We start from the raw sequence: 12,569 nt of genomic DNA, 5'->3' as shown, positions 1-12,569 counted from the left end.
ACAGATTAATTGACCCCGAGAGGCAACACGATGAATGACACTGTCTTCAACGAGCTCTGTTTGAAGCAACTGCAGCTCAGCGCGGTGAACGAGTCCGAGACGATCGTTGTTCTGACTCGTGGCGACGAGCGGCTCGAATACGCGGACTCCTTCATGTGGGCGGCGCAGCGTCTCGGTGCGCAGGCGTACCACCTGCGGCTGCCTGCCTCTGCCGACCCGGCCGGAGCATGGCAGGTGGGCGACGTGGGGCTCGGAACCAACCCGCTCGCCGTCGAGGCCCTCAAGCAGGCCGACATGGTCGTCGACTGTGCCCTCATGCTCTTCAGCCCCGAACAGTTCGAGATCCAGGGTGCAGGTACCCGAGTGCTGACCGCCATCGAGCCGGTGTCCGTTCTTGCCCGCCTCTTTCCGACGCAGGAGCTCCGCAACCGCGTCGAGCTCTCCCAAAAGTACCTCGCGGATGCGAAATCCTTACGCATCACCAATGATCTGGGCACGGACGTCACTTACAGCCTGGGTAAGTACCCGGCCATGGCCGAGTACGGATACACCGACACTGCAGGCCGTTGGGATCATTGGGGCTGCGGATTCGCCTTTACGGGCGCATCGGACGACGGTGTCGACGGCACCATCGTGCTCGGTCCGGGCGACATCGTCCACCCCTTCGACACATACGTTCAGTCGCCCGTTGAGTTCACGATCGAAAAGGGCTTCATCGTCGACATCCGCGGGGTCGACGGCTACTCCAGTCTCGATTCCGACTTCATCAAGGCGCACATCGACTCGTTCCAGGACCCTCGAGGGTTCGGGATGAGCCACGTGGGGTGGGGCCTCGACGAGCGAGCGCGGTGGCATGGAATGACCCATGATCCGGCTGTGATCGGGGCCGAGACCCGTTCGTACTATGGCAATGTGATGATGTCGACTGGGCCGAACAACGAACTCGGCGGACCCAATGACACACCGTGCCACATGGATATTCCGATGCGTAACTGCTCGCTGTACCTCGACGACGAACTCATCGTGGATCGAGGCGACCTCGCCATTCCCGAGCTCCGTCCCGCATCGCGCCGCTGACAACAGAAAGGCCCCAGGAGATCTCATGGAACTCACGAACACGTTCGTCATCGAAGCACCGATCGACGATGTCTGGAAAGCGTTCAACGACCCGGAGTTCGTCGCTCCGTGTTTTCCCGGTGCAGACCTGACGGAGTACACCGGCGACTCGTTCACGGGCGGTGTGAAGGTCAAACTCGGTCCAGTCTCCCTGAAGTACAAGGGTAAGGGCACCTACATGGACCGGAACGAGTCGACGCGGGTCCTCGTCATCGACGCGGAGGGGAGAGACACCAGCGGCAACGGCACGGCGCGTGCGCTCGTCACGGGGTCCATGGAGTCTGCTGGAGCCACCAGGACCAGCGTGACGATGGTGACCGACCTCAACATCACCGGACGCCCAGCGCAGTTCGGTCGCGGAATCATGTCGGACGTCGCCGACAAGATCATCGGTCAGTTCGCAAGTCGCTTGGCAGACAAGCTGAATGGAGCCGCCGGATCCGAGACGGACGAAGCCCCAGCCGGAAGCGAGGACTCGCTCGACATCCTCGGGGCTGCGATGGTGCCGGTCCTACGGATCGTGGTGCCGGGCGTGCTCGCGGCACTCCTAGCAGTCGTCGGGTACCGGCTGTTGCATCGACGGTAGAAGCCTGACTCGGCAACGAGCACTGTTTCGATCACCACACTTCGAGGCGGCCACCGCGGACGCCTCGAAGTTGTGCTTGTACCGCAGAATCAACTCCGCCTCGCGTGCAAGGCGCACCCGACCCATCGAACGGACCAGCCATGGAACGACACCTGTTTTGGCGTATTCTCATCGCATGGCCCTGCACCGCGACGTTCCGGCAGTGAACCACAATAATCGGAAGCCGGAGTATTCGACTCCGTCGGACATGATGACGGCGCCAGGATATTTGCTTCGACGACTGAATCAGGCGTATCAGGCAGCGTGGGTCGCCCACGTCGACTCGACATCGACGGGAGCGCAGCTCGCCGTACTCATGGCAATTCGCACGTACCCAGGCGTCGAGCAGGGCATGGTCGGAGCCTCGGTCTCACTCGATCGATCGACCATGGCGAGTATCGTCACACGCTTGGTCGAACGTGGACTGATCGAGAGGGTCCGGCCCGCGGACGACGGCCGCAAACGACTGCTGTACCTCACCAAGGACGGAAAGATCGCGGTGAAGGAGCTCGTCGAACGGGCACAGAAGCTGGATGGTCTGCTCATGGAGGGTTTCGGCCCCATCGGAATGGAGATCGTCGTCGGCATGATGGACTCGCTTGCGCGACGGTGGGAAGACGTCGCCGACCGCGATGCCGATTCGGAGCGGGAAGCGTCCAGCTGATTTCTGTTTCACCCACCGACGCCGAGTGCCCCGAACCGCATAGGTTCGGGGCACTCGGCGTCGGTGGCAGGGACCTCGGTGGCTACAGGTCGACCAATTCGTTCTTGCGCGTGTCGCCGAGGCTGTAGCAGGTGATTGCGCTGATCACGCAGAACACTGCGATCATGATCGAGATGGATACAGTACTCATGCCGCCTCCGATGAACGACGCTGCGATGAGCGGTCCGAGTCCTCCGCCGATCAATCCGGCGAACTGGTAGGCAACCGACGCTCCCGTGTAGCGATGACGTGTTGGAAAGACCTCGGAAAGAATCGAACCCACGACGCCGACGGTTGCGGAGTTCATGAGGCTCATCCCCAGCACGAATACTGTTATTATGACCCATGTTTCGCCGGTACCGACCAGTGGGAACGTGAAGAACGAGAAGAGGCCGAAGGCGAGGCAGGCTGGTGTGTAGACCGTTCGGCGGCCGACTCGGTCCGACAGCGAACCGAATACTGGGATGAGGGCCATCATGCCCAACAGCGAAATCATCATCGCATTGAGCAGTATTTGCCGTGGGATCCCCAGTTCGGTTGTCGCGTAGGTGATCAGATATGTCGTGAGTATTGCTTGGGCCATGAACGGTCCCGCGTACACCAGGATCGCGACTATGGTGCGGCCTGGTTGTTCCGCGATGAGGGAAAAGATGGGCAACCGTCGCTTCAGGTCCGACTGCTCCTCCTGTTTCGCCTCGAGGAAGACGGGGGATTCCTCCACCTTCAAGCGGATGTACAACCCGACGCTGAGCAAAAGGATCGACGCGACGAACGGAATGCGCCAACCGAATGACAAGAATTGGTCCTCGGGCAGCGAACCGAGGGCGGCGAACGACGCGTACGCGAGGAAAACTCCGAACGCGGATCCCATGGCGACTGCCGTTGCCGAGAAGCCGCGCTTCTTGCTGCCCGCGTGCTCGACGGACATCAACACTGCACCGCCCCACTCGCCTCCAACGGCGATGCCTTGGACGACACGCAACGCTATGAGAAGGATCGGAGCCAGAATTCCTATCATCGTCGATGACGGCAGGAGTCCGGTGAGGAACGTGGCGACGCCCATGACCGACATCGTGGCCACGAGAACGTGTTTGCGTCCGTACCTGTCGCCGTAATGACCCCCGATGACACCGCCGATCGGTCGCGCAGCGTAACCGATGGCGAGTGTGGCGAACGAGAACACGATGCCCATGGCCGGGTTCACGCCATCGAAGAAGACGGTTGGGAACACCAGCGCCGCCGCGGTTCCGTAGACGATGAAGTCGAAGAACTCGATCGTCGTACCGATGAAACTCGCAAAATAGATTCGGGTGGCTTGCCTGCGCGAGGTGGCAAGTCCTCCCGGTTCGGACCGAGGGGTCCGTAATTCGTTGATGGCCACGCTCTCTCCTTAGGTTGCCGTCGTCTTTCTGCGGCGTGGGAGCAGCCGGAAAACGACATCGATCATTCGCCCACTCGGTCTGTCGTTCGGACGACGAGTACTCACCAGCGGATGAATCGTCGGTAATCCGACCACAAACTATTTTGTCGTGCAAGAGCTGCCGGGGGACGTGGTTTCTCAATGTTTCGTCGACTTTTCAAGCTGATGACGAGGTGAATCGGCGCCGCGCACCGGAGGTCGATTCGATCCGGTCTCCGCAGCTCGCATGTGGTCCCGCGTAACAAGATCGCAACGAGAGTTATTGTGTGAGTTGAGTATCACGGAATCGTCGAGACCGACCCGCGCGGTCCGATCACCGCTCGAGAACCTACTTTCCGGCTTGACACCGGCGCGCACGCGCAAGATGATCAGTAGACGGACTATAAAGTCCTGCCATACCGAACACTCCCGAGGAGCAGCTGGTGTCCACTGTGCACGTCCACAGTCCGAGGTCTGTTCTACAGACAGCGATCGCAGACCTCGCCTCGCTCCGGGCACGCAGCCGATGGGTCGATACCGGAACGGTTCGACTACACGTTCTGGACTATGGCGGTGACAAACAGCCACTGATCGTGATTCCCGGAATCACCAGTCCGGCAATCACAATGGATTTCGTTGCCGAGAAGCTGCTCGACCTTGTCCGACCGGTGATCATCGACATGAGGGGCCGCGGTTTGTCGGACAGTGCAGCGTCGTACACGCTCGACGATTATGTCGACGACACTCGTGCAGTGATCGACACGCTCGGACTTCGGTCACCCGTTCTGCTCGGGCACTCGATGGGCGCGCGCGTCGCAGGACTTGCCGCGTCGCGCGACGATACGAACATCGCGGCTACTGTGCTGGTCGACCCTCCGATGACGAGCGGACCGGGCCGAGGGGCGTATCCGGTCCCCCTGAAGTCTTTCGAGGAGCAGCTCGTCGCGGCTCGTCGCGGCCTCGATCAATCGGAGATGGCGCAGACGTGGCCGACGTGGCCCATTCGCGAACTAGGACTGCGTGCGCGGTGGCTGTCGAGCTGCGCTGAACAGGCAATTGCCGACACGCATCGAGGCTTCGAAAACGACGACTTCTTCGACTTCTGGCCGCAGGTTCGGGTGCCGACGGTGCTCGTCCATGGATCCGTCAGCCCCATGGCAACCGAGGAGTCCGTGAAAGAAGCCGCATCGTCCAACCCTTCGGCTCGAATCGTCACAGTAGCCGGGGCCGGGCACATGGTCTTCTGGGACGTGCCGACGCAGGGTCTTTCGGCGCTACGTTCGGCGCTGCATGCCTTGGGGCTGTCGACTGCCAGGTGATGAAGGGCAGGTCGTATCGATTCGTTTCAGCTGTAGCGTTTCTCGAGCACACCGATTTCGGGTAGCCCGACAATGGAGGTGAACTCGTCGAACGAAGGAACCTCTGGCAGTGCCGCGTGCGGTGTGCCGTCGCGAGCGATCGTTGCCAGAATCGACCGCATTCCCGCCGTAGCGGCCAGCAGAGTACTGATGGGGTAGAGCACTAGAGAAAACCCGAGCTCGTCGAGCTGGGGCAATGTCAGCGCCGGAGTTTTCCCACCCTCGGCCGAGTTGAAAACCAAAGGCGCAACACCTGAGAGCTCCTGCGTGATCCGGGAAATATCATGGGTGGACGACGGCGCTTCCACGAACAGCAGATCAGCGCCTGCTGCCGCGAACGCACGGGCGCGTTCGATTGCAGAATTGACCCCGTCTACAGCGGCGGCATCGGTGCGGGCGATGATCAGAAAGTCGGGGTCGCGGCGGGCGTCGAGTGCGGCGGTGATCTTGCCCAGCATCTCCCGCAGCGGGATCACTTGTTTGCCGCTCATGTGCCCGCATCGCTTCGGTGTCACCTGATCTTCCAGTTGAATCGCCGAGACACCAGCCTGTTCGTACAGTTTCACCGTTCGCAGAACATTGATCGCGTTGCCGTAACCGGTGTCACCGTCGGCGATGACGGGCACGTCGACGGCCGCGACTATTCGCCGGGCGTTGTCGACCATCTCGGTCGCGGAGATCAGCCCCACGTCCGGGCGTCCGATGAGACTCGCCGTCGTGCCGAAGCCCGTCATGTACACCGCCTCGAAACCTGCCTGTTCGATCAACCGGGCGGACAACGAATCATATGCCCCGGGTGCGATGAGAGGACCCCTGCCGTTCAACAGTTCTCGAAGTCGCGCCCGCGGCGCGGGGGTGTTCAGCAGATCCGACATGATTCTCCTTCTCGGGCGATGTAGTGGGACGTATCAGACGACGGCCGGCTGGGGAACGATCACCGCTTTGATGGTTTCTTGTCGCCCGACGGATTCGAGGGCGGACTGGGCGTCTTCGATGTCGAATTTGTGTGACACGATCTCGGCGAGCGGAAACTGCCGATGATTGTTCCGTGCCAACGCAACTGCCTGATGTAAATGCCGCGGACGCGAGAGTGCCGACCCGATGATGGAGACATTGGCATTGTTGAGATGGCGGGGTTCGACAGGAACGGTTCCGGGAGCCGACCACAGGCCCACGATGAGGTAGCGACCGCCTCTGGCCACCAATTGTGTCCCCTCGGAGAATGCAGGCAATTTGCCTGCAGCCTCGATGACGACGTCGGCACCTCGCCCCCATGTCGCGTCCAGCGCGGCCGCCACGCGATCCTCGGGCTTCGAGAAGGTGGTCAGGTCGATCGTGGTCGTCGCACCCAGCCTCTCGGCCATGTCGAGCCGGGCGGCGGGGGCGCCGACGACCGTTATTTCGCCTGCTCCAGCGAGACGTGCGAGCAACACAGCCGCCAAGCCGACCGGGCCTGCACCTTGGACGATCACACTCTGTCCGTAGTCGATTCGCCCCAGCCGCTCCATGGCGTGCAGCATCGTCGGCATTGCGCAACCGAACGCGATCACGGCCTCGGGAGGGGTGTCGTCGGGGATGCGGAAGAATGCCATTCCTGCTGGAAGCAGCGAATACTCGGAGTACGTGGCAAACGGAGGCAACAAGGGATCACGTGACCGCGCGGGCGACAAGTTTCTGCACAGCGACGTGTCTTCGAGCACGGTGCACGCGTGGCAACGATGACACGGTTTGAGGGGAACCCAGTACACGAGGTCGCCAGGTGTTATCGGGTCGCCGGCGTAATCTGTGTCGACGTCGGGGCCGAGCTCGACGATGCGTCCGATACCTTCGTGCCCCAGCACCATCGGTCCAAGGAGGTTCACCTCGCCGAGCGCGAAGTGATGATCCGTGCCGCAGACACCGGCCATCTGAACAGCGACGAGAACGTCCGCTCCTGTCGTCTGCGGGATGGGCGCGTCCCAGATCTCGACCGGCTCACCGGGTCGCACCAGAACGACTCGTTTGGCAGTCCGCATACGCTCTTCTCCTTCTGTTCCACAGATTCTGTCGAGAACTGACGAGTGAAGTACGCGTCAGATGGTCAAGCCGCCGTCGGCCACGATTGCGGCACCGGTGACGAAGGATGCAGCGTCGGACACGAGAAAGGCTACGACGGAGGCAATTTCGCTCGGTTGTGCGAAGCGGCCGAGGAGCACATTGTTGGCCATTCTGGCTTTCTGGTCTGCCACGGTGTCACTACCGACGACTCGTTGCGAGCTCAATGATTCCATCATCCGTGTGTCCACCGGTCCGGGACAGACTGCATTGACGCGGATGCCACCCGACGCGAGATCACTTGCTGCAGATCGTGTCAGGCCGAGAACTGCGTGCTTGCTCGCGACGTAAGGTGCGAGATTCTTCGAGGCTCGAATCGCGCCGACCGACGCGATGTTCACGATCGCGCCACGCTGCTGGGCAAGCATGAGCGGGACGACGTGTTTGATGTTGAGCCATGTTCCTCGGCCGTTCACCGCCCAGACGGTGTCGAACTCTTCCTCGGAATATTCGTGAATGCATCGCACGCGACCTTCGACTCCAGCATTGTTGACCAACACAGAGGGAGTGCCGATCTCGGCTGCCACGCGCGCGACGTAATTCTCCACGTCGGATCCCTGAGTTACGTCCGCGCCGAAGACAGTCACATGTGCATCGAGAACTTCGGAGAGTACCTTCTCGGCTGTTCGCTGCGCGGCGACCGCATCTCGGTCGACAAGAGCCACCGCGTATCCCGCCCGTGCAAGTTCGAGCGCGACGGCACGACCGATTCCCCCTGCGGCCCCGGTGAGAATCGCTACCTCGCGGCTCTGCGAGGTCGACGCGTCGTTCATGGGTTCATCCCCTGTCCAGTCTTTCTGCTCATCATTGTCACTCAACTTTCGTTACGACGTCTGAGTGTGTACGAGTGCGGAACACTGTCGGAGTCGGACAGTGGTGTGCCGCGCCAGAGCCAGTCGTAGGAGACATGGGACTCTCCCTCGAACGACGAGAGGTTGCTGTCGCGCTCCTCCTGCTCCGGGCCGTCGGGCAATTGGTAGAAGCGCTTGTTGGCGAGCGACGCGTCCTGAACCATGCCGGCGTGCTTGGACCGTCGTGCAACGTATCGGTTGAGGCCGCTTGCAATATCGGATCGCGTGACCGCGGCGAGTTCTTCGGCGAGTACCGCCGCGTCTTCGATTGCCTGGGAAGCACCCTGGGCTTGGTAGGGGAGCATGGCGTGGCACGCGTCGCCAAGCAATGCGACGTGGCCGTCCGTCCATACCGGGTCACGACGCTGTCGGAAGATCGCCCACTTGCTGGGTTCGCCCTCGGCTTTGGCCAGGATGGCGCCTACACGGGAATCCCAGCCGGCGAACGCTTCGACCATCTCGTCGACGGTGGCAGGTGCGCTCCAGCCCTCGCTCAGGTCGAGGGTGTTTGGAACAGCGGCACCGAGATTAAGGTACTCCCCACCGCGGATCATGTAATGCACCAGGTGTTTTCCTGGTCCGTACCATAGCGTCGAGTGGAACCGATCGAGCAGGAATCGAGTCGCCGGATCTGCCGCAAGCTTGTTTCCGGGGATCATTGCGCGATAGACCATTTGGCCGGAGAAGACCAGGTTTTCGGGAAAGCCTATGGCCCGCCTGACGCTCGAGCGAACGCCGTCGGCCCCGATCAACACATCACCGGCGAACCGTCGTCCATCGTCGGTGATCGCGACCGGTCGCGCGGGATCGGTCCGGTCCACTTCGGTCACGCCCGAGTCCGTGCGGACGTCGACGACCGGGCCCGGACCTTCGGGATCGCGGCATGCGTCGAGCAGAACCTGGTGAAGGTCTGCGCGGTGGAAATGCCAGTACGGTGCGCCGTATTCGTCCCAGACGGCATTCGACAGTGGTCGTGAGGCGATGATCTTTCCATCGGACCACCGGCGACGGACCTGATCGGTCGGCTCTGTGCGAATGGCTTCGAGTGCCGGGCGAAGACCGAGACTCAGGAGTATCCGGCTGGCGTTGGGCGCCGTCTGAATACCGGCGCCGACCTCGCCGAGTTCGGCCGCGCGCTCCAATACGGTGACGTGCATTCCGTGGTGGCGAAGCGACAACGCGGCGGTGAGCCCTCCTAGTCCGCCACCGACGATGGTGACGTCGAGAGTGTGGTGAGGCAAGATTTTCCTCCTGTGCGACGAACGCGGACCGAAATCGTCAAGTCCTCGAAATCAACGGTTGGATCCGAGAATTGCTGGAGATCAGCAGAGACGATTCCTCGTTTCGGACCAAGATAATACGAACACAAACTATCTCTCCGTGCAACTGCTGAAGGTGTTGTACGAGTGTGCACCTTGCATCGGCGGACCGGGCCCGGCCGTGCGTGACCGAGGGTGTCAACCGAGCGAGGATCGATGGATCGGCCCGGTGAGATGCCGTAATTCGTCACCGGACGCCTCGCGGACGGTCTTCATGATCTCGGCGACGATCGACACCGCTGTCTCGTCCGGAGAGCGCGCACCCAGATCGAGGCCGATAGGGGAGTGCAGACGTTCCAGAGACTTCAGCGGAAGCCCCAGGTCGAGGAGGGCCGCAACCCGTCGTTCGTGGGTTCTACGACTGCCCAGAGCGCCGATGTACGCGGCTTCGGAGCGGAGAGCATGTTCCAGCAGCGGAAGGTCGAACTTCTCGTCGTGGGTGAGAACCGCGAGGACGGTGTCGGTCTCTATACGTGCGGTCCGAAGGAACACGTGCGGCCACTCCACGACAACCTCGTCGGCATCAGGAAAGCGAGCCTGCGTCGCGAACACAGCTCGCGCGTCGACGACGGTCACGTGGTAACCGACAAGGGCCCCGAGCCGAGTCAACGCGGCGGCGAAGTCGATGGCACCGAAAACGATCATCCTCGGACGTGGATTGTGGACTTCGACCATCAGGGAGGGCCCACCCACCTCTGCCGCGTCGATTGTGTAGCAGTTGGATTCGCTCGATTTCATTCGGGCTCGCAGGTCGTCGACGATGTTGGCCGACAAGGACGAGTTGCCGAAGACCGTCGTTTTCGTCACCACGCTCGAGGTTGCGTGTGCCCCGATGGTCATATCGGTGACGATGGCAACGGAGTCGTCGGACGCGATTTTCTGGGCGACACGGGTGAGTGCGTCGGCGCCTGCCGAGTCGATGCGGCGCACGAGTACTTCGATCGTTCCACCGCAGGTCAGGCCCACGCTGAAGGCGTCGTCGTCGTTCACCTCATATCGTTCCAACCTGCTGTGACCGTCGGCGATCACGTCGAGTGCCGTCTCGTAGAGTGCGCCCTCGACACACCCTCCCGAGACGCTCCCCAGGACGTGCCCGGATTGTGACACCGCCATCGATGCGCCTGGTGGCCTGGGCGCGGATTTCCATGTTCGAACGATCGTCGCCATCGCGAACGGTTCGGCACGATCGATCCAGTCGGACACTCCCGCAATGATATCGCGCACTCGATACTCCTCGATCTTGGTTCCGGCTTCACCGGTGATGTCACTCGCGCGAAAAAACGAGTGACATCGCAGTGTGATCGTACGGGCGAACCGGGGAGTGTGCCGACCGCTATCGTCTGTGTTCGTACGATCACCCCCGAGGCTCGATCGAGCACAGTACCGACAGGTGGTGAAGCGATCGATCCGAGACGGCGGCAGTCGTATTCGGCCAAACCTTATGGGGTTTCGTCGAAGTAAAACTCTTGTTTCATCGAATACGGTCATTAATACGAATGCTGACTAGTACGATCGGTCATGCGACGGCAAAGTCTCGTGGTCAGCGCGGGATCACGATGCCGTGAGGTATTTGAAGTGCTGTTTTGTCATGAGTTTTGATGTCGGGCGGAGTCGGCTTCATGTGTTGCGCGAGTAAGTCGTCTGTGTTCGTATTAATTCAACGAACGGCAACCGGCTGAATGCGGCAGATGGTCTCTGCCGGCCGATGGGCTGAAGCCGGCTTGGATCAAAATCGGCTATGGAGAGGCATTTTCGATGACGAATACGCAAGACGCCGAAGGCGTGACTACGAACGGTGCTGTCCCAGACAGGAAGCAGTTGCGTCGGGTCTACCTCGCTAGTTTGGTCGGAACCACCGTAGAGTTTTACGACTTCATCGTCTTCGGAGTAGCGGCGAGCTTGGTCTTCGGGCCCGTGTTCTTCGATTCGGCGTCGCCCGCGGTAGGGACGATCGCGTCGTTCGCGATCTTGGCGATCGGCTACGCGGCGCGCCCCCTGGGCGGGATCATCTTCGGTCATTTCGGTGACAAGGCTGGGCGAAAGTCCACATTGATGTGGACGATGGGCCTGATGGGGGCGAGCACTGTCGCAATCGGACTCTTGCCATCCTCGGCTCAGATCGGTGGGTGGGCCCCGATCCTTCTGGTGGTCTTGCGGCTGGTTCAGGGCATTGCAGTCGGCGGCGAGTGGGGCGGTGCCGTGATGATGGCCGTGGAACACGCTCCGGCTAAGCGTCGTGGATTCTTCGGTGGCGCTGCCAGCCTGGGATCGGGTGCAGGCGTCCTGCTGGCGTACTTGGTGTTCGGGTTGATGAGCAATTTGAACGACGAATCGTTCGAGTCATGGGGCTGGCGCGTGCCGTTCTTACTGTCGATCGTGGTGGTGGGCGTGGGATTCTTCGTGAGACTCCGGGTCGAGGAGAGCCCGGTGTTCGAGGCGGAGCAGAAGCAGAAGTCTTCGACACCGTCGAAGAGTCGGATTCCTCTGGTGCAGGTATTGAGCGAAAAGCCGACGACCGTACTGCTCGGTATCGGGATGTGCTCGGGTGCCTTCATGGCACAGGCAATTCTCACTACGACTGTAATCAGTTACGCCACCTCGACTTACGAGGTCAGTCGGTCGATGATGCTGAGTCTGCTCAATGTGGCCCTGGTCATCATGCTGTTCACGATTCCTCTGTTCTCCTGGCTAGGAGACACTGTCGGGCGACGCACGGTCTACATTCCGTCGGTGATCCTGTTCGGTGTGTTCAGCTTCGCGATGTTCCCGCTCTTCGGAACCGGTTCGACTCCGGTCATTCTGTTCACCTTCGTTGTGGGGATGGCAGTTCTCAACGCAGCAACCACGGCGAACGGCGGGACACTCCTGTCGGAGCAGTTTCCGACCAAGTTCCGGTACACGGGAGCAGGAGTCGCGTACCAGTTCGCCGGACTCATCGGTGGCGGAATCGGCCCGTTGTTGGCGTCCGTCTTCATCGCGCCGGGAGGATTGGGGCCGATCGCGGTGTCGGTGATGATCGGCTTCTTCTGTGCACTGAGCGCTCTGTGCGTGTTCCTGGCCTCAGACCGTGGGGACACGTTCCTGAGCGATATCTGATCAACACA

11 protein-coding genes are annotated in these 12,569 nt (G+C 61.2%); 5 read left to right on the top strand and 6 right to left on the bottom strand.

Going from position 1 to position 12,569, the window contains the following annotated elements; all coding sequences use genetic code 11:
• The first annotated feature begins 30 nt into the window (after positions 1 to 30).
• From CH290_RS09945 to CH290_RS09935, 3 genes are all read left to right on the top strand, one after another.
• Complete coding sequence (locus CH290_RS09945; protein WP_033188800.1) at positions 31 to 1,077, top strand: 2,5-dihydroxypyridine 5,6-dioxygenase NicX family protein; 1,047 nt, start codon at positions 31 to 33, stop codon at positions 1,075 to 1,077.
• Between the two features lie 25 nt (positions 1,078 to 1,102).
• Positions 1,103 to 1,702, top strand: a complete 600-nt coding sequence (locus tag CH290_RS09940; RefSeq protein WP_033188799.1) for an SRPBCC family protein — start codon at positions 1,103 to 1,105, stop codon at positions 1,700 to 1,702.
• Between the two features lie 175 nt (positions 1,703 to 1,877).
• Positions 1,878 to 2,405 carry a MarR family winged helix-turn-helix transcriptional regulator gene (locus CH290_RS09935; RefSeq protein ID WP_230620920.1) on the top strand — a complete coding sequence of 176 codons (528 nt, stop codon included), beginning with the start codon at positions 1,878 to 1,880 and terminating at the stop codon, positions 2,403 to 2,405.
• 82 nt (positions 2,406 to 2,487) lie between these two features.
• Here the strand turns inward: CH290_RS09935 and CH290_RS09930 are convergent, their stop codons facing one another.
• Positions 2,488 to 3,825: an MFS transporter gene (locus CH290_RS09930; protein WP_033188798.1), complete on the bottom strand. Its 1,338-nt coding sequence runs from the start codon at positions 3,823 to 3,825 to the stop codon at positions 2,488 to 2,490.
• A 461-nt stretch (positions 3,826 to 4,286) separates the two neighbouring features.
• On the opposite strand from CH290_RS09930, the gene CH290_RS09925 reads away from it, so the two are divergent.
• Entirely contained in the window at positions 4,287 to 5,162 is an 876-nt protein-coding gene (locus CH290_RS09925; RefSeq protein WP_230620919.1) for an alpha/beta fold hydrolase, read from the top strand.
• 26 nt (positions 5,163 to 5,188) lie between these two features.
• On the opposite strand, the gene CH290_RS09920 is transcribed toward CH290_RS09925, so the two are convergent.
• From CH290_RS09920 to CH290_RS09900, 5 genes are all read right to left on the bottom strand, one after another.
• Complete coding sequence (locus tag CH290_RS09920; protein WP_033188797.1) at positions 5,189 to 6,076, bottom strand: isocitrate lyase/PEP mutase family protein; 888 nt, start codon at positions 6,074 to 6,076, stop codon at positions 5,189 to 5,191.
• 33 nt (positions 6,077 to 6,109) lie between these two features.
• Positions 6,110 to 7,216: a zinc-binding dehydrogenase gene (locus tag CH290_RS09915; protein WP_033188796.1), complete on the bottom strand. Its 1,107-nt coding sequence runs from the start codon at positions 7,214 to 7,216 to the stop codon at positions 6,110 to 6,112.
• A gap of 57 nt (positions 7,217 to 7,273) precedes the next feature.
• Complete coding sequence (locus CH290_RS09910) at positions 7,274 to 8,068, bottom strand: SDR family NAD(P)-dependent oxidoreductase (RefSeq protein WP_033188795.1); 795 nt, start codon at positions 8,066 to 8,068, stop codon at positions 7,274 to 7,276.
• A gap of 41 nt (positions 8,069 to 8,109) precedes the next feature.
• A complete protein-coding gene (locus tag CH290_RS09905; protein ID WP_230620918.1) occupies positions 8,110 to 9,387 on the bottom strand; it encodes an FAD-dependent monooxygenase in 1,278 nt (425 codons plus the stop codon).
• Between the two features lie 216 nt (positions 9,388 to 9,603).
• Entirely contained in the window at positions 9,604 to 10,689 is a 1,086-nt protein-coding gene (locus CH290_RS09900; protein WP_033188793.1) for an XdhC family protein, read from the bottom strand.
• 531 nt (positions 10,690 to 11,220) lie between these two features.
• Here CH290_RS09900 and CH290_RS09895 point away from each other — a divergent pair.
• Entirely contained in the window at positions 11,221 to 12,561 is a 1,341-nt protein-coding gene (locus CH290_RS09895) for an MFS transporter (RefSeq protein ID WP_052083099.1), read from the top strand.
• Positions 12,562 to 12,569: the final 8 nt, after the last annotated feature.

It is taken from the genome of Rhodococcus sp. 06-156-4 (genome assembly GCF_002259345.1).
Lineage (GTDB): Bacteria > Actinomycetota > Actinomycetes > Mycobacteriales > Mycobacteriaceae > Rhodococcoides > Rhodococcoides fascians_E.
Note: the sequence above shows the minus strand (reverse complement) of the source record. Positions and strands in the feature narration are given on the sequence as shown.

What these genes read in the sequence shown, in the direction of transcription:
- CH290_RS09910 (WP_033188795.1), bottom strand. Translation starts at nt 8,068, where the DNA reads ATGAACGACGCGTCGACCTCGCAGAGCCGCGAGGTAGCGATTCTCACC.
- CH290_RS09895 (WP_052083099.1), top strand. Translation starts at nt 11,221, where the DNA reads ATGACGAATACGCAAGACGCCGAAGGCGTGACTACGAACGGTGCTGTC.
- CH290_RS09935 (WP_230620920.1), top strand. Translation starts at nt 1,878, where the DNA reads ATGGCCCTGCACCGCGACGTTCCGGCAGTGAACCACAATAATCGGAAG.
- CH290_RS09920 (WP_033188797.1), bottom strand. Translation starts at nt 6,076, where the DNA reads ATGTCGGATCTGCTGAACACCCCCGCGCCGCGGGCGCGACTTCGAGAA.
- CH290_RS09940 (WP_033188799.1), top strand. Translation starts at nt 1,103, where the DNA reads ATGGAACTCACGAACACGTTCGTCATCGAAGCACCGATCGACGATGTC.
- CH290_RS09915 (WP_033188796.1), bottom strand. Translation starts at nt 7,216, where the DNA reads ATGCGGACTGCCAAACGAGTCGTTCTGGTGCGACCCGGTGAGCCGGTC.
- CH290_RS09945 (WP_033188800.1), top strand. Translation starts at nt 31, where the DNA reads ATGAATGACACTGTCTTCAACGAGCTCTGTTTGAAGCAACTGCAGCTC.